This is a genomic window from Undibacterium sp. TJN19, from assembly GCF_049339485.1.
Classification (GTDB): domain Bacteria; phylum Pseudomonadota; class Gammaproteobacteria; order Burkholderiales; family Burkholderiaceae_D; genus Undibacterium.
On the sequence record NZ_JBMPPL010000001.1, the window covers coordinates 1,703,631 to 1,730,519 of the forward strand.

Sequence of the window (26,889 nt, forward strand, 5' to 3'; positions counted from 1 at the left end):
CATTCAACTAGAGACGACAACATGACTTTGCGCATCCTCGCCACCGGCGGTACTTTCGATAAACACTATGATGAACTGGCGGGCAAGCTGAGCTTTGCCGACAGCCATTTGCCGGATGTGCTGCAAAGGGCACGTCTGACCATCCCGGTGGCACTCGAAGTCTGCATGCTGATGGATTCGCTGGACATGGACGACAGCCATCGCCAGACCATCCTGCAAGCTTGCCAGAACTCTGCCGAAAATGCGATTGTCATCATCCACGGTACCGATACCATGCGTGAAACTGCCGAGGTACTTGGTGCGGCAAACCTGGGCAAGACCATCGTCTTTACTGGCGCCATGATCCCTTACGAAATTGCTAATTCAGATGCCTTGTTTAACCTGGGTTTTGCCTGTAGCGCCGCGCAATTATTACCAGCCGGTGTGCATGTGGCCATGAACGGCAAGGTATTTGCCTGGGACAATGTGCAAAAAAACCGTACGGCTGGTGTCTTTGTTACCAAGTAAAACCCACTACAAGGCTATCTATGAAACTGCTGCTGGCGACCCTGCTATTTTGTTTTTCCACGCTGACGCAAGCAGCAGATACGCGTTTTGATTCCATTTATTTTTTCCAGTCGCAAAAAGAACTGGAAGCCAAAGGCATCAATGTCGATACTTTTGGCCGTTACTCACGCAATCTGCAATTGCAGATTTACCGTGCCCTGAAAAAAGCCAAAATGCCCGAAAGCGCCGGTTACCTCGTGGTGGCCATACGTGCTGATGGCGTCGTCACTTCGTGGCTGGACATGGCACCGGCTGTGCATGAATATTACGATAACCAAATCTATGAAGTCGTGCAAAAAGTGCCACCGGTTGATGTGACTGCCGGTGTACTGGTGTTTGGCATCAAGATGGCAATCAATACTGCCGTGCACACCAAAAAAGCCATACCGGCACCACCTGACTGGGCCGACGCCAAAAAGAAAATCAACGACCCGAATAATATCGAAGAACTGGTTTTATCGATCTGGCCTGAATAAAAACCAGCCTGATTATTTTGCCAGCAGTATACGCAAGGCCGAAACCAGCGCCGTGCACTCGACATCCGTCCCTATCGATATGCGCAAGAAATCACTGATGCGTGGTAGTTTGAAATGACGCACGATAATGCCGGACGTTCGCAAGTCTTGCGCCAGGATCTGCGCGTCAAAATCCGGGTGACGGGCAAAAACAAAATTGGCTGCTGACGGCAAGACCTGGAAACCAAGTTTGCGCAAATCCTCAGTCAGCCTTTCCCGGCTGGCGATAACCGCATCGCAGTTTCGTCTGAAATAATCGTGGTCTTCAAAAGCGGCTATTGCGCCCGCCATTGCCAGCCTGTCCAATGGGTAAGAATTGAAGCTGTTCTTCACGCGGTTCAATCCGGCAATCAAATCAACATGGCCTGCGGCAAAGCCCACACGCAATCCTGCCAGTGAGCGTGATTTTGACAGGGTTTGCACCACCAGCAAATTCGGATACTGGTTGATCAGCGCAATCGCGGTTTCGCCGCCAAAATCAATATACGCCTCATCAATGATGACCACCGTATTCCTGTTGTTTTGCAACAGGCTTTCTATGCTTGCCAGGTTCAGCAGGCAGCCTGTAGGCGCATTTGGGTTAGGGAAAATAATGCCCCCGTTTGCCTGCGCATAATCAGCAATATTGATCTGGAATTGGGCATCCAACGGTACGGCGCGTGCAGTGATTTCATACAGGCCGCAATACACAGGATAAAAACTGTAACTGATGTCAGGAAACAAGATAGCTAAATCATGCTTGAGCAAAGCCTGGAAAACATGCGCCAGCACCTCGTCTGAACTATTGCCGACAAATACCTGGTCTGCCTGCAAGCCATGATAGTGGGCAATCACCCCACGCAAGCTGTCAGCGCCAGGATCAGGGTAGAGCCGCAAGTCGGCAGTCGTCGCTTGCTGTATTGCTGCCAGCACTTTCGGTGAAGGCGGGTAAGGGTTTTCGTTGGTATTAAGCTTGATTAATTTTTCCAGCTTCGGCTGCTCGCCTGGCACATACGGTGTCAGATTGTGTACGACTTTACTCCAGTATCGACTCATGATGAAGGTAGGCCTATGCTAAAAATTCAGGTTTATTTGTCACTGTCCAGATTGGTTTTTACCTGACGCAAAAGCTGTAATAGCTGTTCTTGCTCTGCGCTGGCAAGGCCGCTCACAGCTTGCGTGTTGAGCCGCTTTGCCTGTTGTCTTAGCTCACTCAATACCGCCTGGCCATCGCTGGTCAGCGTCAGTTTGACATTGCGGCGGTCAGCTTCATCGGCGACACCCTCCAGCAAGCCGCGGTCACGCAAACTCTTGATCAGGCGCGCCAGTTGCGCCTTGTCGCGGCCAGAATCTTTGGCCAGATCGCTCTGGGTGGCACAGGCATTTTTGCCAAAATAGGAAAGCACCTTGCTTTCCATATGCGTGATGTCGTACGGGCCGTCACGCAAAGTCTGATACTGCAAAGAGCGGTACTGGTGCATGACGGTATGGATCAAATCCAGCACGCCATCCTCATTATTTTTCTGAGAATGGTTGACATTGTCATTTGTTTTGCGCATTATAGTAGATATTGTCAACTAATTCGATGGAGTAAGTCATGAGTATAGACCCTAGACCAAGCCGCGTACAACGCTTGCGCCATGAGATAAAACGCCGCGACCTTGAAGTTGTCCGTGTGGAAACACTAAGTCCGCATTTCCGTCGCATCACTCTGGGTGGCGCCGCTCTTGCCGGTTTTATCAGTGCTTCGTTTGATGACCATATCAAACTGATACTGGATGCTGATAGTGAACAATCCGTCAAACGCGATTACACGCCGCGGCACTATGATGCCGCCAGGGGTGAACTGGTGCTGGAATTTGCCATTCACGATGAAGGCCCTGCGACTGCGTGGGCAGAGCAGGCACAGCCCGGACAGACCGTGACCGTGGCAGGGCCGCGTGGTTCACTCGTCATACCAAGCGATTATGCCTGGCATTTGCTGGTTGGCGATGAAACGGCAATGCCCGCGATCAGCAGGCGGCTGGAAGAATTGCCTGCTGGTGAAAATGTCACTGTCATCATCCTGACAGCCGACCCGGCTGACCGCCGCAAGCTGACCAGCGCTGCCAACGTCAACATCAGCTGGGTCGGTACACCGGAAGAATTATTGTCCAGCGTACGCGCGCTGCAATTGCCTGATACAGACGGTTATTCATGGTGTGCGGGCGAAGCTGCTACCATGGCGGCTGTACGGCGCATACTTGCAGAAGAAAAAGGTCAGAGCAATGCGGCCATGCGGGTAGCCGCCTACTGGAAACGTGGCCTGATCGCCCACCATGAAAACCTGGAAGGCTGAGCTGGCTTTACCTGTCGCAGCCAGCCGATTTATCAAATTTGAGGACCTGCATGTCAAATCAAACATTAAATCTCGACGATGACTTGTATCAGTATGTGCTGGCCAATTCCCTGCGTGAACTGCCGGTACAGACAGCTCTGCGGGCCGCCATGACTGAGCATCGCTTTGGTCGCATGCAGATTTCGCCTGAGCAGGGTCAGTTCATGGCCATGCTGATCAAATTGCTGGGCGCCAGAAAAACCATAGAAATCGGCGTGTTCACTGGCTATAGCACCCTGGCAACAGCGCTGGCCCTGCCGGCAGATGGCAGCATCCTGGCTTGCGACATCAACGATGAATATACCAGCATCGCCAAAGAATATTGGGAAAGGGCAGAAGTGTCACACAAGATCAATCTGCGTCTGCAATCTGCCGTGCTGACACTGGATGAACGCTTGGCCGCTGGCGAAGCAGAACAATATGATTTCGCTTTCATTGACGCTGACAAGGTGTCTTATGACGCGTATTACGAACGTTGCCTGAAGCTGGTGCGCCGTGGCGGCCTGATTGCCATCGACAATACCTTGTGGAGCGGCAAAGTGACTGCTTTTGCTGATGATGCTGATACCCTGGCCTTGCAGAAGCTCAATACCAAACTGCATACTGACCAGCGTGTGGATCTGTCCCTGCTACCGATAGGTGATGGCCTGACTCTGGCGCGCAAGCGTTAGCGACATGCCTATACGCTGATCAATATTGGCGCAGATTGACACAGCTCAGCACAGCTCAACACAGTTCAATAAGCGAAGGGGAGAAACCTGTTTGATTTCTCCCCTTCATTTTTACCGCTGCAGATACAAGACACAGACAAGACACAAATAAGACAGGGGCAATCAAGCCTTCAATCCGTCTTCCTTGAACATGCTCTTCAAGCCACGCAAAGCCTGGCGTATGCGTGATTCATTTTCTATCAATGCAAAACGCACATACTCATCACCATATTCACCAAAGCCTATGCCTGGTGACACACAGAGTTTGGCTTTTTCCAAAACTTGTTTGGAAAATTCCAGTGAACCGAGGTGGCGGTAATGTTCAGGTATATGCGCCCAGATATACATTGAGGCTTTTGGCTTTTCCACCATCCAGCCCAGTTCGTGCAGGCCCTTGACCAGGACATCACGACGGCTCTGGTATTGATCACGGATTTTTTCCACACAACTCTGATCACCTTCCAGCGCAGCAATCGCTGCCACTTGCACGGGTGTGAAACTACCATAATCATGATAGCTCTTGATACGTGCCAGTGCCGCTACCAGTTCTTTATTGCCGACCATGAAACCGATGCGCCAGCCAGCCATGTTATAGCTTTTTGATAGCGTAAAAAATTCCACGGCAACGTCACGTGCACCGGCTACCTGCATGATGGAGGGCGCTTTCCAGCCGTCGTAGACGATATCGGCATAGGCCAGGTCATGCACGACCAGGATATTGTGTTCTTTGGCCAGCTTGATGACACGTTCAAAAAATTCCAGCTCCACGCATTGCGCCGTCGGGTTGGACGGGAAACCAAAAATCATCATTTTCGGTTTTGGATAGGTTTCGCGTATTGCCCTCTCCAGCTCGGCAAAAAAATCCACGCCAGGGCTCATGCGTATCGAACGTATATCCGCACCGGCAATCACTGCGCCGTAGATATGAATGGGATAACTGGGGTTGGGCACCAGCACGGTGTCCCCCTTGTCCAGCGTCGCCAGCATCAGATGGGCGAGACCTTCCTTGGAGCCGATCGTGACGATGGTTTCGGTATCGGGGTTGAGCTCAACCTCATAACGTTTTTTGTACCAGTGGGCAATCGCACGGCGCAGGCGCGGTATGCCTTTCGATGCAGAATAACCATGGGTGTCGGGGCGCTGCGCCACTTCGACAAGTTTTTCGACAATGTGCGCAGGCGTTGCACCGTCAGGGTTACCCATGGACATATCAATAATATCTTCGCCACGACGGCGTGCCGCCATTTTCAGTTCGGCAGTGATATTGAATACGTAAGGAGGGAGACGATTGATACGAGCGAAAGAGAACTTTGTTGCAGGCGCAGACGTGCCTTCAACAGCAGAACCCCGACCCGGCGGAGTAGATGTATTTGTCATGATCTAAATTGTACGTAGTCCGGCTTGCCTGTCTTGTTTATACAGAAAAGCTGAACGGGCGCCCGGAACCGTCCGAGCGACGCTGAAGCGATGGCTTCGCGTTTGATAGTAGCAAGCAATCAAAAGTTTGACAAGCTGGGGTATGCTTGGGCAAATTTATTTTTTCAAACTTCAACACACGCATAAGCACGAGGAGTTATTCATGTCGCTGTATCAGGAAGGCATTTTGCAGGCAGTTCCTGCCCATGCCGTTTATCTCACATTGAAGCTAAAAAACGACAGTTCTGCGGCTTTGCTTCAACAGGTACTACGCGAACTGGCCGCGCATGCAGATGGCAACACGCTGGTCATCGGCATTGGTGCAAGCCTGGCTGCCGCACTGGGTCAACCTATAGAAGGTCTCGTAGAATTTAAGGACGTAGCTGACAGTCGTGTACGCCTGCCTGCCACACCAGCAGCTTTATGGTGCTGGTTGCGTCAGACTGAACGTGGTGCACTCGTCATGCAACTGCATCAGCTCTTGAAAATGCTGGCACCGGCCTTTGAAGTGCAGCAACAGCTTGATGCCTTTAAATACAAGGAAGGGCGCGACCTCAGTGGCTATGAAGACGGTACTGAAAACCCGCATGGCGATGCGGCTATCGCGGCGGCGTTTGTTGACGAGGAAACTCCCGGCCTGGCCGGTTCCAGCTTTGTCGCTGTCCAGCAATGGACACACCGTTTTGAACGTTTTGATGCGATGTCCACAGAACAGCAGGACAATGCAGTAGGCCGTCGCAGATCAGATAATGAAGAACTGGAAGACGCACCAGAATCTGCCCATGTGAAACGTACCGCGCAGGAAGATTTCACGCCGGAAGCCTTCATGCTCAGACGTTCCATGCCGTGGGCAGCCCAGGATCAGGCCGGTTTGATGTTTGTCGCCTTTGCGCATTCTTTTTATCCGTTTGAAGTGCAACTGCGTCGCATGTCAGGTGCTGAAGATGGGATTGTTGATGCCCTGTTCCAATTTACCCAGCCACAGACAGGCAGTTATTTCTGGTGTCCACCGATGAAGAACGGCAAGCCGGACTTAAGCCTGCTCGATATCGTTTGATTGCGGCGCTTTCAGCAAGGCCAGGAAGCCTTCCAGCGGTAGGGGTTTGGAAAAGAAATAGCCCTGGAAGGCATAGCAATTGTGCTCAATCAGGAAAGCCCGCTGGGCGCTGGTTTCCACCCCTTCGGCGATCACGTTCAAGCCCAGGTTGACGCCCAGTGAAATGATGGCACGCACGATGGTGGCATCATTTTCATCATGGCTGAGATCACGAACAAACGACTGGTCTATCTTCAACTGATTTAGTGGCAGACGTTGCAGGTAGGCCAGCGAAGAATAGCCGGTACCAAAGTCATCCATGGAAAAAGCAATGCCCAGTTTTTTCAACTGATGCATTTTTTCCGTGGTGGCGTCGACGTTGTCCAGTATCGTGCTCTCTGTCAGTTCGATTTTCAGGCGTGTGGCATCTATCGCATGACGCGCAATAATTTCGCTCAGGGTTTCGACGAAATCGGCTTGCTGGAATTGCTTGGCGCTGACGTTGACCGCCAGTGTCAGGTGCCGGGTTTCCGGTTCGTCTTCCCATTGCTTGATCTGTTTGCAGGCGGTTTCCAGTACCCATAAACCGATGGGAATGATGAGCCCGGTCTCTTCCGCGAGGGGGATAAATTCTGCCGGTGAAATAAAGCCGCGGTCAGGGTGTACCCAGCGCAACAGGGCTTCGGCACCGATGAGTTTGCCATCGGAATTCACCTGCACCTGGTAGTAAAGCTGGAACTGGTTATTGATCAGGGCAATGCGCAAATTTGATTCCAGCAGCATGCGCACGACCAGTATGGCCTGCATGGCAGGATCAAAGAAACGCACGGCATTGCGGCCCGCCGTCTTGGCTTCATACATGGCGGTATCGGCACGCTTGAACAGGTCTTTGACGGTAATGTCGCCGCCCTGGAACAGGCAGACGCCAATGCTGCTTGAGCCGTGGTGTTCGAAATCAGTGATCTGGTACGGCTGGCTGAGCAACTGGCGTATTTTCTCTGCAATCCGATCAGCCTGGCGCAAGGCATCATCACGTATGCTGCTCAGTTCTTCCAGCACCACCACAAATTCATCCCCACCCAGCCTGGCGACGGTATCGCTGTCGCGTACACAGGTTTGCAGGCGGCTGGCGGTTTCTATCAGCAGCAGGTCGCCAGCATCATGGCCGCGCGTGTCATTCAGTGTCTTGAAATTGTCCAGGTCAATAAACAGGATGGCGCTATGGCTTTCTGAGCGGTTACTCAATGAGATCAGGTGCTGCAACCTGTCCATCAGCAGACGACGGTTCGGTAATTGCGTCAGTGAATCATAAAATGCCAGGTTGCGAATTTCAGCTTCATACCCTTTATTGCGGCTGATGTCCGTGAATGAGCAAATGTAGTTGCTGACTTCACCACGGTTGTCGGTGATGGCAGTCAGGGTGATCATTTGAGGATAGATTTCGCCGTTTTTGCGGCGGCTCCATAATTCCCCATGCCAGTAGCGGTATTGTGCCAGCGAGGCATTGATATCTTCAAAGAAGGCACGGCTTTGCTGCTTGTTTTTGTGCAGGGGTGGACGCTTGCCTATCAGGTCATCGGCGGTATAGCCGGTAATGCGGGTAAATGCCTGGTTCAGCCGCAATATGGCCCAGTCAGGGTCGGTGACAAAGATGCCTTCCTGTGATTCAAAAGTGCAGGCTGCGATACGCAAATCCTGTTCTGCCTGCTTGCGCTCGGTGATGTCGGTGACAAAGCAATGCCATAGCATGGCACCGTCGGGTTCCGGTTCTGGCAAGCCGTCGAGATACAGCCAGCGTATGCTGCCATCCTTGCGACGCAGGCGGAATTCACTTTGCCATGGCGACAGATTACGCATGGCTTCACGAATGACTTCTGTACCAGTTTCAGTATCGCGGCTGTCAATACGGGAAAACAGGTGCAGGGCATCATCCCTTACTTCGGCATGCGTGACTTCAAACAGCTGCACGATCGCATCGCTGGCGAAGGGAATGGACGCACTGTGATCAGGCCGTATGCGGTATTGCATGACCAGGCCGGGCAGACGTGAGGCCACCTTGTTGATGCGCTGATAGGCTTCCTGGATTTGTCGCGTGGCGTCTATGCTTTCGGTCTGCAAGGCGGTGATGATCAGGGTGATCAGCACCATGGTCGTCATATACGCCCACAGGATCAGCAGATTGGCCTGGCCGCCGCTATAAAACGGCCCCATTCCATGCGAACTGGCCCAAGCGGCAAACATCGACGTGGCAAGTACCGCAAAAGACGCACCGGATATACCAAAGCGCATGGCTGCCCAGATCATGATGCCGACCGTAATGAAAGTCAGGTGCAGATGGCTGTAAGGCGAGGCAAAGATCAACCAGTTTGCCAGGATGAAAATGAGAACGAAGCCGATGATTTCTTTGCGTCTTTGCAATAATTCGATCAGCGACTGCTTGGAAAACGAGAGTAATAAAGGACCCGCCAGCAAGGCACCGACGGTATCACCCGCCCACCAGGTGAGCCAGACTGTACTCAGTTCTTTGGACAAGCCATGCATCCACAGCGTCAGCACGCCACCAGTGGCAGATATGCACATGCCTGCCATCACAGCCAGGCTAAAACCGATCACATCACGTCTGCGGGAAAAATCGCGGCGAAAAAATTGTTTGCGCAAAAGCCAGCTGGCCAAAAAGGGCCCCAGCGTATTCCCTATGGCCAGGCTGACCGATGCCAGAACGCTGAAGCCAGCCGACATTTCCAGTAACAGTACCGACAGAAAAATCGCAAATGCCATGCTTCTGCCATACCGCAGCAAACCGGCAACCGCAATCCCGGTTGGCAGCCAGATCAGGCTGACATTGGGATTCACATAAGGAATCGCCAGTCCGATACGTCCGGCGGCAAAGTAAGCCAGCAAAACCAACAGAAAATGACCTGCCCATATTTCCTTGCGGAAATTTCTGGAACGGGCAAATTGTTGTGACTTCGACATGACATCGTCCTGTTTGAACTTTGTCAATTATGCGGCATAGTCAGGAAAATATTGGTGAACTTTTGATACACGCAGGCATTTCCCTGTATTTATCACTGACACATCAGTCTGGCAGACCAGTGGGCATTTCATGCGCTTGTTCCTGGCATTCAAGGTCAATAACAGGTTTTGAGAAGATGGCTTTATATAAATTGCTCAGTAACAAACTACTATTGGGCGGGATGAAAATGAAGCGCAGGCCGGGTACTTTTTCAAAGAACCTGTTAATCATCGCTTGTGCTGACAGGCTCTTTACTTCGTCAACAATCATCAGTACAGACATATCCTGGTGGCAGGATCTGGCAAGATTAAGCTGTTTTATGCAACGCGTGCATTTGTCTTTATTCCATGTCGCTGGTGGTATGGCCAGCACCAGCGTGTCGGTCATGGAAAAAATGGTTTTTGCATCAGCACCCTGTAGTTTGGGCATTTCAATGACAATATCGTGATAGGTATTTGCGCTCACATGACATGCATTGAACAATTCACCGAAACATAAGGGGTGGGGCCTGGCAGCGTCTTTCATTTCTGTTGCCAGCCATTCCTCCCCTTGTTTTTCCTTGCTGTATTGGTTTGCCTGCTTCAGGGCTTTTTGCTGTTGCAGCAATAGCACATTACGGCCTGCGTTTGCCCTGCGCAGCGCCAGTGTGGTCGCGATGGTGCGCGCATTGCCGTCTGCTTCGTGAGTGATCACTGTTAGCACGCTCATGTCTGCACATTGCCTGTGACTAGCGCCGCTTCATGCAGAAAAGCAGTCATGTGCGCTCATCAGTATCCTGTCCACTGCAACCAGCGCAAGTACCAGCCCCATCAGACGTTGCAGGCTTTTGATGGCGATAAGCAAACCAGAGTTGGGATGGTAAATTGCCATTGATAAAAAATGGGCAGACGCCGCGCAGGCAAAGGCGATCAATAAAGCCGAATAACAGGCAGGCTCAGAGCAGCGTGACAGCATGAAATTACCTGCCAAGACCAGCAAGACACCATAGCCGGATGGGTAAGTCTTCTTGGAAAAAAACAGGTGTACAGAAAACAGGAACAGCAGTAATCCTGAAACAACTTGCAGGCTTGCCCATGTAAAAACCGCAGGAAAAAATTGAACATGCATACGCTTAGCCAGGTATGGCAAACACTTCGCTGAACAAGTCCTGCATTTCTGATATTGCTGCGTGATCAGCGGGCAAATATTCGCTGACAGACAAGCCACCCTGGAAGGCACAGTGTAATGCGGCAGTGGAATGAAGCAAGCCGGGAAATAACTGTGCCGCAGGAATTTGCTGAACAAAGTTCTGTATGCGGGCCTTATCCATAGATGCCGGAAATTTTTCAGTGCTGGTCATCACCACCAAAATGCGCAAGTCAGGATTCGTTTGCCTTGCGATTTGTATGCGATTGATCAGTACTGCTTCATTAAACTGCGCAAGGTTTTCAAGATCAATAGCGATCAGTGCCACATGGGCAGCAAGCAATGCCGAGCGGCTACCCATGCAATCGCGCGATTCGGTATCAATCAGTATGTCGTGATAATGACAGCTCAGGTTTTCCAGTTCGGGTTGCAGTCCTTTGCCGCTGATGGATCGTGCTGCCACCGGCGGGCAATGGCCATGCAGGCGTCTTTCGCTACTCCAGCTCAGCGATGTGTGTCCGGGATCATTGTCGAGTACGATAACCTTGTGCCCTGCAAGAGCACGCAAGGCGGCCAGGTTGTCTGTCAGAATGGATTTCGCACTGCCACCTGATCCATTGGCGATGGTGATGATCATGATGAAGAATTTTCTTTTCAGAATGAATGAAGTTTTATTGAAGAATTACTTTTCCAGCGCATATGAACCGAGCTTATTTTTGACAAGGCTCAGTGTCCCTGGCAGTTTGTGTGGTACAGGTATGGCCATGACTTTTTCCTGTTCCCTTGCCAATCGGGTCTTGCCTTCGGCTGACATGGGCGTCATGGGCAAGCGTAATTCTTCCCTCAGTTGGCCTTGCATCGCCAGCGCTGCCTTGAGCGGCGCCGGATTGGATTCTGAAAACAATAGTTGTATCAGGGGCAGCAACTGATTGAAAAGCGCACCCGCTTCCCTGGTATGGCCCGTGTGCATCAATTCATAGAGGTGGACGAACAGATCTGGCCGCACATGGGCGGCGGCGGAAATGGCAGCATGCCCACCGACGCACAGGGCATCAAACAGCATGGCGTCGTCACCGCACATCACTTGCAGATGGGTGCAATTGATCAGCCCCCTGATCTGTGTCAGTGTGCCGCCACATTCTTTGATGGCAACGATGTTGCGCTGTTGCTGCAATGCGATTACTGTTCCCAGGTCAATGTTGACGCCAGTTCGCGCGGGTATGTTGTAAAGAACGATGGCTTTTTCAGTCGCACGGGCAAGCGCCTCAAAATGTTGCCTTATACCTTCCTGGGAAGGACGTACATATGAGGGGGCAGAAACCAGGAAGCCGGTTTGTGCCTGATGGCTGAAGCGCATGACTTTTTCTGTCAGCACCTGAGTATCACTGCCGCTGATGCCCATCAACACCGGGCAACTGCCGGCTGTCACTTCGAGAATCGCCGCCAGTAAAAGGCTTTGTTCATTTTCATTCAGCGTTGCTGCTTCACCCGTAGTGCCGCACACCACCAGCCCATGTACACCGGAAGCCATTAGCCTTATAGCCAGTTGTTGCGCCGTATCGAAATCGATTTTACCCTGCTTAAAGGGCGTGACAAGTGGAACCCAGATGCCTTCGTAAGTGGACATGATGTTTTCAGATCAGATGGTAAGTGTGAGGTGTCAGCTGTATTTAAACAGATAACAGGGGCGTGAATTTTCCAAACTCTGCCTGTGGCAAGGCGCGCATGATATTGCTGGTCATGGTATCAACGGACGATTGGCTAAGGCATAGCCATACTTTCATCTTTGTCGCATGATCTACCGGTTTGACACGCATGAACTGCACCAGGTCACCGCAGGTTCTGAGTATCAGCTGGCGTAGTTCTGTAATGGCATGCGCATCTACAGTAATGCGCATGACAAAGTCGTTTTGCGTGGTTTTTGGCGCTGGACGTGAACGACGTGGCAAGGCGGTTTCAAATAGGAACTTTTCCCGTTTGGATGACTGCAAGGCGTCGGAGAAGTCATCAGGGAAAGAAATGCGATGTTCAGTCCCTGACATGCCTGTGTGCTGGTTCATGGATAATCTCTCTGTGTTTGACACAATGAAAGATTAGCAGTTGAGGCGTAAAGATTCTCTAAAGAAAACGGGCGTCTGGTGTAAACGAGTTATAAAGTTTGGCCGCCCGATTAGTTAAAGCCGTTTCAATATAGCCACAGCTTGTCAGCATCCAGTTGCAGATAATAGTCGCCTGCTGCCAGCTTGTACGGTGAATAAGCGCGCAAGCCATCTTCAGCATGGCCAAACAGGCATTCCCAGCGATCACCCAGATACATGCAGGTCGTCAATGGCAATTTGATTGAATTTTCAGTATGACTATCGGTGATCCTGACTTTTTCAAGACGGATGATGGCGGTGACTTCTTCCCCTGTGTCTTTACCGCGTACACTGGCTTTGAGGATTTCGCCTTTGACATTCACGCTGGCAAATTCACCATCGCGTTGTACTACTTTGCCCTTGAGTTTGTTATTGCTACCCATGAATTCAGCGGTGAACAGGGTGTGCGGTGTTTCATACATGCTCTGCGGTGTACCCTGCTGTTCGATGACACCATTATTCAATAACAAGATGCGGTCGGAAATGGCCATCGCTTCACCCTGATCATGGGTCACCATCAGCGCAGACAGGTTCAGTCTGACGATCAGTTCGCGCAGGAAGGCACGCGCCTCTTCGCGCAACTTGGCATCCAGGTTGGACAGGGGTTCGTCCAGCAAAATTACGGGCGGGTTGTAGACCAGTGCGCGCGCAATCGCCACACGCTGCTGTTGCCCGCCTGATAATTGATGCGGGAACCGTTCGCCCAGATGACCAAGGCCCAACTGCCCCAGCACGTCTTTCACCCTGGCAGCGATGTCACTGCCATTCATCTTGCGCAATTTCAAACCGTAAGCGACATTGTCGAAGACAGTCTTGTGCGGCCACAAGGCATAGGACTGGAATACCAGGCCAAGGTTGCGCTGTTCGGCCGGTACTTCCAGGCCCTTGCTGCCATCAAACATGGCGCGTTCACCGATATGGATGGTACCGGTCTTTGGTGACTCCAGCCCTGCGACAGCGCGCAGCAAGGTGGTTTTGCCGCTGCCGGAAGGACCAAGCAGGGCGACCACTTCACCACGCTGCAAATCCATCGACACCCCTTTCAGGATGGGGTTGGCCGTTGCACCGGAACCGTATTCCAGGGTTAAATTTTGTACGCTTAATTCAGACATAGTGTGCTCTCGTATTTTTATATGACTAATGTGGAGTTGACGGGGGGCTGTGCTGCCGCTTAATGGCTCAATTTCACGCCAAAGCGCAAGGCCAGCCCCAGGCCGATCGCAACCAGAGTGATATTGATAAACGACAGTGCGGCTACCAGATCAACCGAGCCACCAGCCCACAGGGACACGATCAGCGCACCGATCACTTCCGTACCCGGAGACAGCAGATACACGCCAGTCGAATATTCACGCTCGAAAATCAGGAACACCATGAGCCAGGCACCCAGCAAACCAAACTTGACTAAAGGCAGGGTCACATCACGCGTGACCTGGCCACGGCTGGCACCCACTGCCCTTGCCGCTTCTTCCAGTTCAGGCCCGACTTGCAGCAAGGCAGTGGAGATCAGGCGCAGGCCATAGGCCATCCACACAACGGAATAGGCAATCCATACCGAAAAGATGGTAGAGCGCAAGGCGCGCAATTGCGGTATCACATTTTCTATCAGCCAGAGACAGAAGGCATTGTCAAAGCCCTTCAAACCACTTTCCAGCCAGCTCGGTACAAACAGGAAGACCCATAAGAAAGACAGACCCGCCAGCAGGCCGGGAATGGCACGTGGCACCAGTACGCTATAGTCAAGCAGGCGGGTGATGCCGTCAGGCTTGCGATGCATGGCCAGCGCTACGCCGGCATAGCAGATGACCGCCAGTGCGCCCCCGATGATGCCGATCAGCACGGTATTGAAAATGCCGCGCATCAGTGACGGTTGCTCCAGTATGTCTTTGAAATGCTGTAAGGTAATCACGTCTGCCAGCCTGACGCCCTCACCCCAGTAAGACACAAAGGCGCGCAAGACGATGCCTGACAATGGCAAGACGATAGTGAAAATCAGCCAGGCTGCCAGCACGGCAAACGCCAGCCATTTCCACTTGCCCAGCGGCAGCGGTTTCTGGCGTGAACCCTTGCCCTTGATCGATACATATTTGTTCGCTGATTTCAGCAGCCAGCGTTGCACCATCACCAGCGGCATGGTCACCGCCACCAGACAAACAGCGGCGGCGGCCATCAGGTGATACGAAGGCGTACCCAGTTTGTTGGTCAGCTTGTACAGATAAGTCGCCAATACCAGATGACCTTCCGGGTCACCCAGTACCAGCACCAGGCCGAAAACTTCAAAGCCCAGGAAGAACACCAGCACGGCAGCAAAGGCCAGCGCAGGCATGATCATCGGCAAAGACACATGCAGCGCCACCTGGAAGGGTGAAGCACCGGCTACACGAGCGGCTTCTTCCACATCTGATCCCAGGCTTTTCAGCGCGGCCGATGAGTACAGATACACATGCGGTACATGGGTCAGACCGGCGATCAGTACAATACTGAAGAAGGAATAAATATTCCAGGGTTCAACGCCCGTCAACTGCTTGACCCATAGCGTATAGAAGCCGACTGGTCCCATCGATACCACATAGCCAAAGGCCATCACCATCGGCGATACAAAAATCGGTACCAGCAACATCGGTTCTATCCAGCTGCGGCCAGGCAGGTCAGTGCGTATCATCAGAAAGGCCAGCAAACCACCTAGCGGCACGGCAATACCGGCCAGACCTGACGCAAGGATCAGGCCATTCCAGAAAGCCTGGACAAAATCCGGGTCATCAAAAATAAAGCGGTAAGAATCCAGCCCAAGTTCTTTGACTGGCGAGAAAAACGGCGCATTCAAAAAACTTTGAAACAGGATCAGTGACAATGGCGTAAAAATTGCCAGCAGTGTCAGGGTCACAACCAGGCCGCGCGGCCAGTTGAATTGCGACCACCGGCTACGCGGAGGAAGACTCAGGGTGCTCATGCTCAGCCCAATAGGAAATGTTGAGTTCAGTCAGAGTGGGCAAAAACCCACGGTACGGGAAATGCTGGGTGCCAGATGCAGGCGCATGTACACCCAGGCTGAAGACTTATTTTTTGCCTGCTGCCTCTTTCCATTGTTTCAGGAAAGCGAGACGTTTGCCTTGATCCAGATATTGCAAAAGCATGGGGTTCACAGGCAAGGGTTTAAGACCGATACCGATGAGTTTTGCCAGATCAGAATAGGTGGTTTCACCTTTCACATCGGCGCGTATCGCATACAGTTTGGCTTCATTGGCGATCATGGTCTGACCACGTTTGGACAAGGTGTAATCGAGCCACAGTTTGGCTGCATTCGGGTGTTTTGCCGCTTTGCTGATAAACATCACGCGTGACATGACCAGCGTGTAGTCTTTGGGTATCTGTACGCCGATGGAAGGGTCTTTGGCGGCACGCACCAGTGCATACGAACCAAGGATGTTATAACCCAGAAGGTTTTCGCCGGAAGAAATACGCTCCAGCATGGTGCCAGTTGAAGACTGCACACGTATGCTGGCATTGCCGAAGGCCTTCGCCAGTTCCCAGAAATCCTTGTTTTCACGGCTGTCTTGCGTGATGAACATGAAGCCCACGCCGGATTTTTCGATATCGTAGGTGGTGACCTTGTTCTTGAATTTGTCGAGCTTGCTATTGATCAGTTTGGCAAATTCCGCATGCGTCTTTGGCACTTCCTCGGCGCTGACCAGGCGTTTGTTATACACGAACACGGCAGGTTCAAAGGTGGTGCCATAGGCTGCGTTATTCCATACGGCCCATTGCGGTATGCCGCTGATTTCCGGTGAGGCGTAGACCAGGCCATAACCGTCAGAGACCAGCTTGGTCTGCAAATCCATGGCGGATGACCACATCAGGTCGGCACTATTGCCACCGGCCGCCATTTCCGAGATATAGCGGTTATACACTTCGGTGGAATTCATGTCATTGTATTCGACCTGTACGTCGGGATACATGCTGCGAAAATCCTTGATCAGCGGTTCAACGGCCTTGGTATCCGTGGCGCTATAAATGACCAGCTTGGCTTCTTTTTTTGCGCCATCGACGATTTTGGCATAGTCAGCCGGGTAGCCAGCCGGGGTCTGGGCTTGGGCCTGGGCATTCATTATCATGATGCTGCCAACGGCCAGAGCGGCCATGCTTTTAACGAAATAATTTTGTGTTTTCATGTGTCTTCTCCTCTTATTTTATTGGTTTTCTGCTTGAATCCTGAACCTTGAATCTGCTATCGCACCATGCCAAATTCCTTTGCCTGCTGGCGGTAATTGCTGACCGCCTTGTTGATGTAGTCAGTCAGTTCTTTCCCCGTCATGGCAAAGGGAAACAGACCGTGTGCCTTTCTTTGTTCTTCAAATGCCGGTGTGGTCATCGCCTGCCGGAAATGATCTACCCATCGCTGGTAATCGCTGTCGCTGACTTGCGGCCCCATGTAGACACCACGGATAATCGGCCAGGTCACGTCAAAACCCTGTTCGCGTGCAGTTGGTACATTCGATAGCGGGCCGGGCAGGCGGGCATCTGACAGCACGGCCAGCACCCGGATCTTGCCGTCGCGTGCATGCAGACTGGCCTCGGATGCATCACCCGAAACGGCTTGCACATGGTCAGCCAGCAGAGCCGTAAATGACTCACCACCACCCTCAAAAGCCACCAGGCGCATACTTTTGGAATCAATGCCGACTTGTTTGCCAATCTGGGCCATTTTCAGCCAGTCCTGGCTACCCACCGTACCACCAGCACCGATAGAGATTTGCGAGGGCTTGTTCTTGATGGCATCCATCAGTTCACGCAGGTTTTTGTAGGGGGAGTCCTCGCCTACGGCGATCATGCCGTAATCCGTCCCTATGGCAGCGACCCAGCGTACATTGCTGGCTTCGGACTTACCGAATTTGCCTTCGGCCAGGTTCAGCAGTGAACCGCCGGAATAGGCAACCAGTGTATTGGCTTCGGCTTTTCTTTGCGAAATGATCGTGGTCCAGGCGATGGCACCGACCCCGCCAGGCAGGTAGCTGATCTGCATTTGCTGGCTGGCAGATGCGGCTTGCGCCAGTTTGCAGGTCAGGTCCATGCCGCCACCAGGTTTGGCCGGTACCAGGCAAACCGCTTTGCCCGCACCCGCATTGTTGTCCAGCGGGCCTGCTGCGGCGCTGGCGGCAGTAGCCGCCGCTGCACCAGTGGGCATGCTGACAAGGAGGCTTGCCAGTATCAATGTCAAATGGATGTGCCGGATTTGCATGAAATGCCATGTGTTTTAGAGTACATGGATCATACCGGACTGAATCTTTCAGTACGCTTTCACAAATTGCCGATATGGCTGACTGCAATGCGTGGAGTTGCCTGAATCACATATATCCATGAAAAACTGTCGTCACCACGCCGCTAAGCTACCGTTGACACCCTAATAACGCATCTCGTGTGCCAGTTCGGCACCGACTGTTTGGGCAAACAGGCGTTCCATGCTGCCGTCTTCACGCATTTCGCGTACATGCTTTTCCAGCAGATCGACAACGGCCTTGCTCACTCTTTCTTTCGACACGATCAGTGAAAACACGGTGCGGTCATTGGGAGACCAGTCCCTGATCAGCATCTGGTTCCAGATGTCTTTTTGTTTTTGCAGTGGCAGCCAGCCCGTTGGCAAGGCCAGCATGGCGGCGACCCGGTGCGCGGCGAACAGGCGGGTAACGGTATTGAAGTCGGCAACTTCGTAGACACGGTTTTGTGCACGTAATTTATCCAGCCAGGCGTCATAGGCCGTGCCATGGCGAAAACCTTTCACAATGGCGACTTTCAGAGATGGGTCTGCCAGAAAACCATCCATGGTCTTTGCTGCCGCGGGTAGTTTTTTATGCAATATTGCATAATTGCGCGTGGCAAAATAGGGAATAAAATGGGCAAACTTCTCTCTTTCTGGCGTGGCAATGCCTGAAACAGACATATCCAGTACGTTTTCGCTGAGCCTGGTCCAGATGCGTATGCGCGATTCGACACTGGTTTTAAACTGGCAGCCACTGCGCCTTCCCAGTTCTTCAATGACATCTTTATCGATGCCGGCATACATGCCATTACCGAGGCCATAAAACAGATTGCCATCTTCATAATAGGCAAGATTGATACTGCCACAGGGCAGGTCTTTGATTTCACGCGCTTGCAAAAGGCCAGACATGAAAATGGTGAGTAATGCGAACAGGATTTGTGACAAGGAATATTTAATGAGTGTTGACATACTGTTAGGGTAAGCGCCGGCAGGCGGGGATACAATAGCAGAAATTATAAAATCATGAGACATGGATTGTTTGCCAATGCGAAGCAGGCGCAAACGTTCAAATTCTTCCAGTACCGTTATCAGGCCCGGGGATGCGTCAAAGCAAGTCTATGGGCTTGCCAATCATTTGATGGCATGTCTTATGTGGCGCGCTGGAACAATGCGTCAGGCCTGTCTGGACATTCAGAAAACAATTAATTATGCGCATCTTATTGGTTGAAGATCATCTCGAATTATCTCATTGGTTGTCAAAGGCCTTGCGTGATGCCCACCTGACCGTGGAAACCGCGACCAACGGTGCGGATGCAGACGCCCTTTTGCATACCCAGGAATATGCATTGATTATCCTGGACCTGAGTTTGCCAAAAATGGATGGGCTGGAAGTCTTGAAACGCATGCGCGCGCGTGGCAGCAAGACGCCGGTGCTGATACTGACAGCACGTGGCGGCCTGAATGACCGTGTCCATGGGCTGAATTCCGGCGCAGATGATTACCTGCCCAAGCCTTTCGAACTGGCAGAACTGGAAGCGCGCGTCAAAGCCCTGTTGCGTCGCGCCCAGGGAAATGAAGCGGTGACCCTGACCTGTGGCGCGCTCAGTTTTGATACCATCACGCGCCAATTTCATTACGACGGGCAAGCCCTGTCACTGACACCGCGTGAATATGCCGTGCTGGAAACCCTGATCAGCCGGCTCGGGCAGGCAATCTCCAAGGACAAACTGTTTGACCAGGTGTTTTCTCTTGATGATGATGCCAATCTTGATGCGATAGAGATCTACATTCACCGTTTGCGTAAAAAACTGGATGCAGTCAGCGCCGGTAAAGTGGGGATCGTGACACTGCGCGGTATCGGTTATTTGCTGGAAGCGCGCTGATGGCAGCAACTGACCGCCTGGGCAGCCTGCGCGGCCAGTTTTTACGCTGGTTGCTCATACCGCTGGTTCTGCTGGTGGCACTGAATGCTTTCTCGGTCTACAGGAACGCCCTGGATGCGGCTGACCTGGCCTATGACCGTTCACTATTGTCTTCCGCCCGCGCGCTGGCTGAAAGAGTGGAAATCGTCAACGGCAAAGTGGTGGCAAATGTGCCCTATGTCGCCCTCGACAGTTTTGAAACCGATACGCTGGGACGCTTGTATTACAAGGTAACCGGCGTGAATGGTGAATTTGTCTCGGGCTATGAAGATTTGCCTGATTTGCCCAAAAATGTACCACGCTCGGAAATTTATCCAGCCCTCGTCCATTTTTTTCAGGCCGATTACCAGGAGCAGCCGGTACGCATTGCTGCCCTGCATCAGCCCGTCTATGACGATCAGATGCGTGGCATTGCGCTGATTGAAGTCGGCGAAACCCTGGACGCGCGACGCGGCCTGTCGCGCAAGATCCTGATCGATACCCTGTTGCGCCAGGCTGCCCTGGTGCTGGCCGTTGCCCTGATGGTGTGGGTGGCCTTGCGTTTCGTGCTGGCACCCATCATGCAATTGCGTGCCGACGTTGAGGCGCGTGAACCGACTGACCTGTCGGATTTCGACCCCAGTGTCGTGCATAAGGAAATTCGCCCGCTGGTCAGTGCCATGAATGGCTATATGGCACGCTTGCAGACCCTGATCAACGGTCAGAAACGCTTCATTGCCGATGCCTCGCACCAACTGCGCACACCCTTGACGGTATTGAAAACGCAGGCCGAACTGGCTTTGCGTGAAAATGACCCGGTCGCCATGCGCCACATTGTTGAAAGCATCGCCACTACCACCGATGCGACCGTGCATCTGGCCAATCGCCTGCTGACACTGGCGCGTACTGGCCATGGTGCCGCAACGGCTGAAATGGAAGCGTTGTCACTGAATAAGCTGGCGCATCAGGTTTGTCTGGAATTAGCCTTGCCCGCCGTACGCAAGCAGATCGACCTGGCGCTGGAAGCTGACCACGAAGTACCCGTCATGGGCCAAGCCTTGCTGCTGCATGAAATGCTCAGCAATCTGCTCGACAATGCCATTCGCTATACCCCCGCGCATGGACGCATTTTGCTCAGTGTATTTCAACAACATGGTCAGGCAATGATAGAGATGGAAGACAGTGGCCCCGGCATTGCAGAAGCCGAGCGGGAAAAAGTTTTTGAACCCTTTTACCGCGCCTCTGGCAGTAGTGTCATGAATCCTGGCGGCACCGGGCTGGGGCTGTGCATCGTGTATGACATCGTCAGCCTGCATGGCGGCGATATTGCACTTGACGATGCCCAGGTGCCTGATGACGACCCAGCGCAGGCAAGAGGTTTGCGCGTCAGCATCCGTTTTCCGCGCCTGCCTTGATTGATGTTAGGATACTCAGTACAGTATCAAAAAAACTTCAAATTTCGTGCACAGTAACATTGCGAAGGAGCACTATCATGGCAGATACTCCCCCACTGAAAATAGTGCAAGGTACCGCTTTAAACGAGCAGCAAAAGAAAGACCTGTTGCACAGGCTGGCAAGGGTGGAAGGGCAGTTGCGCGGCGTGCAGAAGCTCATTGCCAAGGCCGCAGTACCGGCGGACTGCGAAGCCGTGGCGCAGCAGATGTCAGCGGCACGCAAGGCGCTTGACCGTTCTTTTGTGACTCTGCTGACCAGTGCCCTTGTTACCCATGCAGAAAAAGCCAGCAGCACGGAAGAAGCGATCGAGAGCACCAGACGGCTCGCATCCCTGCTGGAAAAATTCGCCTGATTGACAGCGACTCATACATTTGCTTCAGGAAAAGCCATGCGCATGACGAAATCTGATCGTCAACATCGCAGACACCGGTGGTCTGCGATGGCTGCATTGCCGGCCCTGTTTTTGACGCTGGCTTTGCTGATCACAAACCAGGGCTTTGCCGCAGAAGCAATCAAGACAGAAAAGCTGGTGTTACTGGTCAGGGAGCTGCGTAACGATAACGGTGAAGTCGTGCCGATACGCGATGAAATTCGCCAATTACTCGCCTATTTCGAACGTGAATTGCATGTGCAATTTGATATTCGACGTTATCCGTGGACGCGACTACTGGTCAATGCCAGAAACGGCGAGGGGATTGTTTTTGGCTTGTCCAGGACACGTGAACGTCTCACCATTTTTCATTTTTCCGAACCCATTTACGCCAACTATGTATGGCTGGTAACCCGCAGCGACGCGACGTTTACTTTCAACAGCATGCAGGATTTAAAAGGGAAAACGGTAGGCATAGTCCGTGGTACCAGTTATGGTGATGAATTTGATGCCAATCGTAACAGTCTGTTCCAGGTAGAAGAAGACACAGGTTCACATGGCGCACGCCTGAAAAAATTACTGAATAGACGTATGGATGTGATGGTCTTTGGTGACCGGCGTTCACAGGCAGAAGATGTAGAGCATTTACTTTTGCAGATACTGCGCAAGGACAGCAGCGCGGCAGAACGGACGATGGATAAAACGCTTGAGACCAGCTTCAAGGTGTTGACAAAACCCATGTCGGTTGATGACCTGCATTTCGCCGCGGTTTCTCCACAATATGATGTGTGGATCAAAAAATTGAGTCAGGCGATTATTGCCGGTAAAAGATCCGGTGAAATCAACCGCATACTCATTCCCGAAAAATAAGCAGGTCTGGCGTTAGTTCTTGTACAGACCTCACGCCGCCATATGACGCGCCTGTCTTTGCGGTGTAGAACGCACTGTTTCCCTGACATCCGCCGCAGTCGTCGATTTGCTGCCGCCCTGCTTATGCCTGTTTTGCCCGGCATAATCAAGCGACAGGGTGGCCTGCACCAGGGCCGTATCCATGCCACGGACATCTTGCAACCAGGTGGTCACCAGCGCCACCAGCTTGTCCAAGGCTATCCTGTGGGTTGCGTCGGTGTTGTTGTACATCCAGTCCGACAGGTCCATGAAATTTTCAAAAGCTGATTCACCCAGTATCACTGGCAGCGTATGTGTGAACCGCCCGGAATTGGCAACCAGATCCCAGTAACGCGCAAAACGTATCAGCCTTTGCATGTCTGCAAAAGCAATGTGCTTGTTGGCCAGTATGGTGTAAGGCGGTTGCGGATCAAATGCCAGCTCATAAGCTTCCGTGTGCCGGATGATGGGTGTGCCGCGCAGGCGTTTCAAAATGCCGAACTGGATTTCATGCGGGCCCAGTCCGACCAGCTGGTTAAAACCCTGGGCAAAACTTTCCATGGTTTCGCCAGGCAGACCGGCGATCAGGTCAACATGCAAATGCGCATGTGAATGCTGGCACAGCCAGCGTATGTTTTCAGCAGCCTTGTCATTATTCTGCTTGCGGCTGATCAGTGCCTGCACTTCGGGGTTGAAACTCTGTATGCCGATTTCAAATTGCAGACTGCCTTCAGGGAATTTCTGTATGCCTTCTTTCAAGGCATCCGGCAAATGATCGGGCACCACTTCAAAGTGGGCAAACACCGGGTCATGTGGTGCGGCTTCGAGTTTATCGAGAAAGAACTGCATGATCTTCAAACTGGTTTTGATATTCAGATTGAAGGTGCGGTCGACAAATTTAAACAGCCGGGCGCCACGCTGGTACAGCCCTTCCATTTCCTGCAAAAACAGGTCAATATCAAATGGCCAGGCCGTTTTATCCAGTGCAGACAGGCAAAACTCACACTTGAAAGGACAGCCACGGGAGGCTTCCACATACATCGTGCGATGGCGAATATCCTGGTCGCTGTATAACTGATAGGGTAATTTGATCTCGGCCATCGGCGGCTGTACACCAGCATGTACTTTCATCAGCGGTTTTGGGCCGTGAATGATTTGCTGACAGAGCGCAGGGAAACTGACATCACCCCAGCCAGTAATCACATAATCGGCCAGGCGTACAATTTCCTGTTCGCTGGTTTCATGCGATACCTCGGGGCCGCCAAGTATGACGATGACTTCTGGCGCAACCCGTTTCAATACCGCGACGATTTGCGTGGTCTCAACGACATTCCAGATATAGACGCCAAAGCCGACGATGAATTTCTCGCCAGCCTGCTGATGTGTGAGAATTTTTTCGACGATATCGGTACTGCGGGCACCAGTGACAAATTCCTGTATCTTCGTGTCTGGCTGCAAATCCCCCATATTGGCGAGCAAATAGCGCAAGCCCAGCGAAGCGTGGGTATAGCGGGCATTGAGGGTGGTCAGCAGGATAGTCATTGAATGCAACAGCCGTATAAATAGCGCTATTGTACGCTGTCAGCCTGTGCTATCCGCGCTAATCGGATACCACGCAGACACAGCGCAGATACAGCGAATCACGCACAGGTCAGATACCAATGCCATCTTATTATCAATTCTTATCAATGGCTTGCTGTGCTTTGTCAGAGTAGTTCGCAGCGCAGGGGCTGAACATCACTCTGACAAAATCATTGCCTCAGGCATGGGAGCTGAGTCAGTTGGCGATAGCTGCTCGCCGTAGTGCAACTAGACATATATGAGGTTCTATGAACCAGTGCAACTTTGCTAAAGCAATTGCTTGCATCCAGTCGCATGCAAAGCCTTATTTTTACAACTATCAGTCTGCGAATGCAGCTGTCAACATAACAATAGTAGCGGTTAATTGAGCAAAAACAATCAGGGTAATCATGGTGCATTTCCTTTATAAATGAAGAACATACACATCATAAAATAAAGAAAATTGCCAATCCAATCACATATTTAGATGTCTGTTATGTGATTTGTGAATGTCATTGATGTGTAATATTTTCCGTGGTGATGATTAACCTTTTTTTTTGCACTGGCTTCGGGCAATACTGCACCGGCTCTTACCAGAGAGATGCACCAAAAAAACTTCGCCTGAGATGTCTTGCCAATCCGGGGCAGGCGTTTCAAGCTGGATTTTCATAGGGAAATTTTCTGCGACTGACCTGTGCCACGGCAAGACCGTACTCGCGGTGCTTGCATTTGATGCTCGTATTCCGTCGCCATTTCTGCGTATTTCTAACGCGTCAAAACAAATTGGTGATGCCTTTTCTGCACTTCAATCTTCGATTCCTGCATTTCGTCGCATAGGCCTCGCAGCTTGACGAGACAAACTCTAAAGTACACACATCAACCAACCACAAAGAGGAAAACGAAATGAAAAACACATTTAAAAACAGCCTGATTTTGTCCACTGCCTTGTTCGCAGGCGTGCTTGCAATCGGCTCTGCGTTTCAACAAGTCAAAGCAGAAGACGGCAGCGATATCCCTAGCGTCACCATCGTTGCAAAACGCTTGAATGCAGAACAAAAACTGGCTTATGACGAAACACAAACTGCCATGCAGACCGTGCTGGTCAGTGCCAAAAGACTGAGCCCAGAACAAAAAATGGCGATGGATAAAGAAGATCAGTTTGAACGTCAGCAAGTCGCTGAAAGGGAGCTCGCCCGCAAGCACGTTCAGGGTTGATCATCATGCGTTTCCAGAACTGGAACCATGTAATAGCAAGCGCAAAATTTGGTATAAGAACCGAGTTTTTTTCCAAGCTCAAAGCCCGTTTTTAAAACAAAAATTTTCGATGTTTCAACGGAAATTTTTGTTTTGAAAATGGGCTTTGTATTATTTTGATTCAGCTTGAATTGACCCGGCCTGAATTGGCTCCACTTGCATTGATTCAAATCCCGCATCTGGGTTTTCTATTGCGAAACCTGATTCAGCGTGAGAAAGATATTTTGTATCTGGTCGCCTGGAGAAAATGCCAGTTCTTCATCTTGCTCAGAAATGACACCGGCATTGACCAGCATGCGCAATTTGCTGAGATCGCCAGCCTGCCTGACAACCAGCGCCAGACCTTGCAAAGGATCGCTGCTGCCAAACTGCTGCTTCAATGCCTCAGTGACCAGCGGTGGGAAATCCCATTGCTGGGCGATACGATACGAAAGTATTTGTGCCATATGCAGAAAGCGCAGGCGAAATTCTGTGGATAAAGACATGGCCTGATTCGGCATGCTCTGATCTACCGTCCGAAAGGCGATTATCAAACCGACGTTTTGTAACAGCCCGGCCAAAAAACCATGAAACGCATCCAGTTGTCTTTCCTGCGCCAGCAGACGACAGGCAAGCGCACATTTTTCTGATTGTTCCCAAATCACTGGTGCCAGCACTTTGGTAATCTGCCCCGACTGCAACTGTATCAGTGGACGAAAAGCTGTCCGTGCCACCAGCATGCGCAAGCCATTCACGCCAAGCAGGCGGATGGCATTGTCCAGACTGCTGATCTTATCGACGGGACTGTAGTAAGAACTGTTGACTTCAGTGATCAGCTCCGCAACCAGGGCCACATCCCTGGAAATATGCCTGGCCAATTCTTCCCCCGATACATTTTCGTCACGCAGGCTTTTCAATAATTGCGGCAAGACGCTGGGTACGCGCGGTATCAGATTGGAACCGGCAAATTCTGAGCGGCACAGGCGATCCAGTGCCGCCAACAGGGGTTTTTCTGTGACATTTGCAATGAGACTGCCTTTCTCGCCCAACAGCCAGGGATAAAAGCGGGAATCCACGTCAAGCGCTGGCCGCCATGCCGTCGCCGTTTTCTCCGGGGCAGCCGTATTTTCTGGCGTATTTTCTGAGGCAAGTATTGGCTCATCAGCAGTTTCTATCTTTGCTAACCCGAAGAATCGTCGCAGGAAAGCAATCATTCTGCCCCCATACGCGATATCGACGGTTTGTCCCGATGACAGACACAGGTCTCGATTACAATAAAACCGCATAAGCAGCTAAGCATGTCACTCCGTCTGATGGGCAGTAATGCCTGCTATATTCGCATAAACTGTCAAGGTATGGCAGATCAGGCA

Annotated in this window: 26 protein-coding genes; 10 read left to right on the forward strand and 16 right to left on the reverse strand. The window is 51.8% G+C overall.

Features of this window, described 5'->3' with window-relative positions; translation table 11 throughout:
* The first annotated feature begins 21 nt into the window (after positions 1 to 21).
* The gene (locus ACO0LH_RS07735; RefSeq protein ID WP_422940454.1) at positions 22 to 507 is read left to right on the forward strand and encodes an asparaginase domain-containing protein; all 486 of its coding nucleotides are present in this window, start codon (positions 22 to 24) and stop codon (positions 505 to 507) included.
* Positions 508 to 527: 20 nt separating this feature from the next.
* Complete coding sequence (locus ACO0LH_RS07740; protein WP_422940455.1) at positions 528 to 1,022, forward strand: hypothetical protein; 495 nt, start codon at positions 528 to 530, stop codon at positions 1,020 to 1,022.
* A gap of 12 nt (positions 1,023 to 1,034) precedes the next feature.
* Here the strand turns inward: ACO0LH_RS07740 and hisC are convergent, their stop codons facing one another.
* Both hisC and ACO0LH_RS07750 read right to left on the reverse strand, forming a co-directional pair.
* Positions 1,035 to 2,096 (reverse strand): histidinol-phosphate transaminase, encoded by a 1,062-nt coding sequence (hisC, locus tag ACO0LH_RS07745; RefSeq protein WP_422940456.1) that lies wholly within the window; start codon positions 2,094 to 2,096, stop codon positions 1,035 to 1,037.
* 32 nt (positions 2,097 to 2,128) lie between these two features.
* Complete coding sequence (locus ACO0LH_RS07750) at positions 2,129 to 2,599, reverse strand: MarR family winged helix-turn-helix transcriptional regulator (protein ID WP_422940457.1); 471 nt, start codon at positions 2,597 to 2,599, stop codon at positions 2,129 to 2,131.
* A 38-nt stretch (positions 2,600 to 2,637) separates the two neighbouring features.
* Between ACO0LH_RS07750 and ACO0LH_RS07755 the strand changes: the two genes are divergently transcribed.
* Together ACO0LH_RS07755 and ACO0LH_RS07760 are read left to right on the forward strand one after the other, a co-directional pair.
* Positions 2,638 to 3,378 (forward strand): siderophore-interacting protein, encoded by a 741-nt coding sequence (locus tag ACO0LH_RS07755; protein ID WP_422940458.1) that lies wholly within the window; start codon positions 2,638 to 2,640, stop codon positions 3,376 to 3,378.
* Positions 3,379 to 3,428: 50 nt separating this feature from the next.
* A complete protein-coding gene (locus ACO0LH_RS07760) occupies positions 3,429 to 4,088 on the forward strand; it encodes a class I SAM-dependent methyltransferase (protein ID WP_422940459.1) in 660 nt (219 codons plus the stop codon).
* Between the two features lie 162 nt (positions 4,089 to 4,250).
* Here the strand turns inward: ACO0LH_RS07760 and alaC are convergent, their stop codons facing one another.
* Positions 4,251 to 5,504 carry an alanine transaminase gene (alaC, locus tag ACO0LH_RS07765; protein WP_422940460.1) on the reverse strand — a complete coding sequence of 418 codons (1,254 nt, stop codon included), beginning with the start codon at positions 5,502 to 5,504 and terminating at the stop codon, positions 4,251 to 4,253.
* A gap of 202 nt (positions 5,505 to 5,706) precedes the next feature.
* Here alaC and ACO0LH_RS07770 point away from each other — a divergent pair, with 202 nt between their 5' ends.
* A complete protein-coding gene (locus tag ACO0LH_RS07770) occupies positions 5,707 to 6,600 on the forward strand; it encodes a Dyp-type peroxidase (RefSeq protein WP_422940461.1) in 894 nt (297 codons plus the stop codon).
* Here the strand turns inward: ACO0LH_RS07770 and ACO0LH_RS07775 are convergent.
* From ACO0LH_RS07775 to ACO0LH_RS07825, 11 genes are all read right to left on the reverse strand, one after another.
* Positions 6,577 to 9,555, reverse strand: a complete 2,979-nt coding sequence (locus ACO0LH_RS07775) for an EAL domain-containing protein (protein ID WP_422940462.1) — start codon at positions 9,553 to 9,555, stop codon at positions 6,577 to 6,579. The two genes, ACO0LH_RS07770 and ACO0LH_RS07775, sit on opposite strands and share 24 nt — an antisense overlap.
* A gap of 103 nt (positions 9,556 to 9,658) precedes the next feature.
* Positions 9,659 to 10,303 carry a hypothetical protein gene (locus ACO0LH_RS07780; protein WP_422940463.1) on the reverse strand — a complete coding sequence of 215 codons (645 nt, stop codon included), beginning with the start codon at positions 10,301 to 10,303 and terminating at the stop codon, positions 9,659 to 9,661.
* Between the two features lie 30 nt (positions 10,304 to 10,333).
* Positions 10,334 to 10,702 (reverse strand): hypothetical protein, encoded by a 369-nt coding sequence (locus ACO0LH_RS07785; RefSeq protein ID WP_422940464.1) that lies wholly within the window; start codon positions 10,700 to 10,702, stop codon positions 10,334 to 10,336.
* A gap of 4 nt (positions 10,703 to 10,706) precedes the next feature.
* The gene (locus ACO0LH_RS07790; RefSeq protein WP_422940465.1) at positions 10,707 to 11,357 is read right to left on the reverse strand and encodes a cobyrinic acid ac-diamide synthase; all 651 of its coding nucleotides are present in this window, start codon (positions 11,355 to 11,357) and stop codon (positions 10,707 to 10,709) included.
* A 45-nt stretch (positions 11,358 to 11,402) separates the two neighbouring features.
* A complete protein-coding gene (gene dapA / locus ACO0LH_RS07795) occupies positions 11,403 to 12,347 on the reverse strand; it encodes a 4-hydroxy-tetrahydrodipicolinate synthase (RefSeq protein WP_422940466.1) in 945 nt (314 codons plus the stop codon).
* Positions 12,348 to 12,390: 43 nt separating this feature from the next.
* Positions 12,391 to 12,780 (reverse strand): hypothetical protein, encoded by a 390-nt coding sequence (locus ACO0LH_RS07800; RefSeq protein WP_422940467.1) that lies wholly within the window; start codon positions 12,778 to 12,780, stop codon positions 12,391 to 12,393.
* 125 nt (positions 12,781 to 12,905) lie between these two features.
* Positions 12,906 to 13,970 carry an ABC transporter ATP-binding protein gene (locus ACO0LH_RS07805; RefSeq protein WP_422940468.1) on the reverse strand — a complete coding sequence of 355 codons (1,065 nt, stop codon included), beginning with the start codon at positions 13,968 to 13,970 and terminating at the stop codon, positions 12,906 to 12,908.
* A gap of 59 nt (positions 13,971 to 14,029) precedes the next feature.
* A complete protein-coding gene (locus ACO0LH_RS07810; protein ID WP_422940469.1) occupies positions 14,030 to 15,808 on the reverse strand; it encodes an ABC transporter permease in 1,779 nt (592 codons plus the stop codon).
* 106 nt (positions 15,809 to 15,914) lie between these two features.
* Positions 15,915 to 16,997: an ABC transporter substrate-binding protein gene (locus tag ACO0LH_RS07815; RefSeq protein WP_422940581.1), complete on the reverse strand. Its 1,083-nt coding sequence runs from the start codon at positions 16,995 to 16,997 to the stop codon at positions 15,915 to 15,917.
* Positions 16,998 to 17,083: 86 nt separating this feature from the next.
* Entirely contained in the window at positions 17,084 to 18,040 is a 957-nt protein-coding gene (locus tag ACO0LH_RS07820; protein WP_422940582.1) for a Bug family tripartite tricarboxylate transporter substrate binding protein, read from the reverse strand.
* Positions 18,041 to 18,256: 216 nt separating this feature from the next.
* Entirely contained in the window at positions 18,257 to 19,081 is an 825-nt protein-coding gene (locus ACO0LH_RS07825) for a substrate-binding periplasmic protein (RefSeq protein ID WP_422940470.1), read from the reverse strand.
* A gap of 239 nt (positions 19,082 to 19,320) precedes the next feature.
* Here ACO0LH_RS07825 and ACO0LH_RS07830 point away from each other — a divergent pair, with 239 nt between their 5' ends.
* The 4 genes from ACO0LH_RS07830 to ACO0LH_RS07845 all read left to right on the forward strand — a co-directional run bounded on the left by ACO0LH_RS07830 (position 19,321) and on the right by ACO0LH_RS07845 (position 22,708).
* Positions 19,321 to 19,995, forward strand: a complete 675-nt coding sequence (locus tag ACO0LH_RS07830) for a response regulator (protein WP_422940471.1) — start codon at positions 19,321 to 19,323, stop codon at positions 19,993 to 19,995.
* Positions 19,995 to 21,428: a sensor histidine kinase gene (locus tag ACO0LH_RS07835; protein WP_422940472.1), complete on the forward strand. Its 1,434-nt coding sequence runs from the start codon at positions 19,995 to 19,997 to the stop codon at positions 21,426 to 21,428. Before ACO0LH_RS07830 ends, ACO0LH_RS07835 begins: the two co-directional genes overlap by 1 nt.
* Positions 21,429 to 21,505: 77 nt before the next feature.
* Entirely contained in the window at positions 21,506 to 21,820 is a 315-nt protein-coding gene (locus ACO0LH_RS07840; RefSeq protein ID WP_422940473.1) for a metal-sensitive transcriptional regulator, read from the forward strand.
* 36 nt (positions 21,821 to 21,856) lie between these two features.
* Positions 21,857 to 22,708 carry a substrate-binding periplasmic protein gene (locus ACO0LH_RS07845; protein ID WP_422940474.1) on the forward strand — a complete coding sequence of 284 codons (852 nt, stop codon included), beginning with the start codon at positions 21,857 to 21,859 and terminating at the stop codon, positions 22,706 to 22,708.
* Between the two features lie 30 nt (positions 22,709 to 22,738).
* Here the strand turns inward: ACO0LH_RS07845 and ACO0LH_RS07850 are convergent, their stop codons facing one another.
* A complete protein-coding gene (locus tag ACO0LH_RS07850; RefSeq protein WP_422940475.1) occupies positions 22,739 to 24,268 on the reverse strand; it encodes a DUF4080 domain-containing protein in 1,530 nt (509 codons plus the stop codon).
* 921 nt (positions 24,269 to 25,189) lie between these two features.
* Here ACO0LH_RS07850 and ACO0LH_RS07855 point away from each other — a divergent pair.
* Positions 25,190 to 25,501 (forward strand): hypothetical protein, encoded by a 312-nt coding sequence (locus ACO0LH_RS07855; RefSeq protein ID WP_422940476.1) that lies wholly within the window; start codon positions 25,190 to 25,192, stop codon positions 25,499 to 25,501.
* 227 nt (positions 25,502 to 25,728) lie between these two features.
* On the opposite strand, the gene ACO0LH_RS07860 is transcribed toward ACO0LH_RS07855, so the two are convergent.
* The gene (locus tag ACO0LH_RS07860; RefSeq protein ID WP_422940477.1) at positions 25,729 to 26,733 is read right to left on the reverse strand and encodes an HDOD domain-containing protein; all 1,005 of its coding nucleotides are present in this window, start codon (positions 26,731 to 26,733) and stop codon (positions 25,729 to 25,731) included.
* Positions 26,734 to 26,889: the final 156 nt, after the last annotated feature.

Excerpts from the sequence above, each read along its gene's own strand:
- ACO0LH_RS07735 (WP_422940454.1), top strand. The coding sequence starts at position 22 with ATGACTTTGCGCATCCTCGCCACCGGCGGTACTTTCGATAAACACTAT.
- ACO0LH_RS07740 (WP_422940455.1), top strand. The coding sequence starts at position 528 with ATGAAACTGCTGCTGGCGACCCTGCTATTTTGTTTTTCCACGCTGACG.
- hisC (WP_422940456.1), bottom strand. The coding sequence starts at position 2,096 with ATGAGTCGATACTGGAGTAAAGTCGTACACAATCTGACACCGTATGTG.
- ACO0LH_RS07750 (WP_422940457.1), bottom strand. The coding sequence starts at position 2,599 with ATGCGCAAAACAAATGACAATGTCAACCATTCTCAGAAAAATAATGAG.
- ACO0LH_RS07755 (WP_422940458.1), top strand. The coding sequence starts at position 2,638 with ATGAGTATAGACCCTAGACCAAGCCGCGTACAACGCTTGCGCCATGAG.
- ACO0LH_RS07760 (WP_422940459.1), top strand. The coding sequence starts at position 3,429 with ATGTCAAATCAAACATTAAATCTCGACGATGACTTGTATCAGTATGTG.
- alaC (WP_422940460.1), bottom strand. The coding sequence starts at position 5,504 with ATGACAAATACATCTACTCCGCCGGGTCGGGGTTCTGCTGTTGAAGGC.
- ACO0LH_RS07770 (WP_422940461.1), top strand. The coding sequence starts at position 5,707 with ATGTCGCTGTATCAGGAAGGCATTTTGCAGGCAGTTCCTGCCCATGCC.
- ACO0LH_RS07775 (WP_422940462.1), bottom strand. The coding sequence starts at position 9,555 with ATGTCGAAGTCACAACAATTTGCCCGTTCCAGAAATTTCCGCAAGGAA.
- ACO0LH_RS07780 (WP_422940463.1), bottom strand. The coding sequence starts at position 10,303 with ATGAGCGTGCTAACAGTGATCACTCACGAAGCAGACGGCAATGCGCGC.
- ACO0LH_RS07785 (WP_422940464.1), bottom strand. The coding sequence starts at position 10,702 with ATGCATGTTCAATTTTTTCCTGCGGTTTTTACATGGGCAAGCCTGCAA.
- ACO0LH_RS07790 (WP_422940465.1), bottom strand. The coding sequence starts at position 11,357 with ATGATCATCACCATCGCCAATGGATCAGGTGGCAGTGCGAAATCCATT.
- dapA (WP_422940466.1), bottom strand. The coding sequence starts at position 12,347 with ATGTCCACTTACGAAGGCATCTGGGTTCCACTTGTCACGCCCTTTAAG.
- ACO0LH_RS07800 (WP_422940467.1), bottom strand. The coding sequence starts at position 12,780 with ATGAACCAGCACACAGGCATGTCAGGGACTGAACATCGCATTTCTTTC.
- ACO0LH_RS07805 (WP_422940468.1), bottom strand. The coding sequence starts at position 13,970 with ATGTCTGAATTAAGCGTACAAAATTTAACCCTGGAATACGGTTCCGGT.
- ACO0LH_RS07810 (WP_422940469.1), bottom strand. The coding sequence starts at position 15,808 with ATGAGCACCCTGAGTCTTCCTCCGCGTAGCCGGTGGTCGCAATTCAAC.
- ACO0LH_RS07815 (WP_422940581.1), bottom strand. The coding sequence starts at position 16,997 with ATGGCCGCTCTGGCCGTTGGCAGCATCATGATAATGAATGCCCAGGCC.
- ACO0LH_RS07820 (WP_422940582.1), bottom strand. The coding sequence starts at position 18,040 with ATGCCCACTGGTGCAGCGGCGGCTACTGCCGCCAGCGCCGCAGCAGGC.
- ACO0LH_RS07825 (WP_422940470.1), bottom strand. The coding sequence starts at position 19,081 with ATGTCAACACTCATTAAATATTCCTTGTCACAAATCCTGTTCGCATTA.
- ACO0LH_RS07830 (WP_422940471.1), top strand. The coding sequence starts at position 19,321 with ATGCGCATCTTATTGGTTGAAGATCATCTCGAATTATCTCATTGGTTG.
- ACO0LH_RS07835 (WP_422940472.1), top strand. The coding sequence starts at position 19,995 with ATGGCAGCAACTGACCGCCTGGGCAGCCTGCGCGGCCAGTTTTTACGC.
- ACO0LH_RS07840 (WP_422940473.1), top strand. The coding sequence starts at position 21,506 with ATGGCAGATACTCCCCCACTGAAAATAGTGCAAGGTACCGCTTTAAAC.
- ACO0LH_RS07845 (WP_422940474.1), top strand. The coding sequence starts at position 21,857 with ATGCGCATGACGAAATCTGATCGTCAACATCGCAGACACCGGTGGTCT.
- ACO0LH_RS07850 (WP_422940475.1), bottom strand. The coding sequence starts at position 24,268 with ATGACTATCCTGCTGACCACCCTCAATGCCCGCTATACCCACGCTTCG.
- ACO0LH_RS07855 (WP_422940476.1), top strand. The coding sequence starts at position 25,190 with ATGAAAAACACATTTAAAAACAGCCTGATTTTGTCCACTGCCTTGTTC.
- ACO0LH_RS07860 (WP_422940477.1), bottom strand. The coding sequence starts at position 26,733 with ATGATTGCTTTCCTGCGACGATTCTTCGGGTTAGCAAAGATAGAAACT.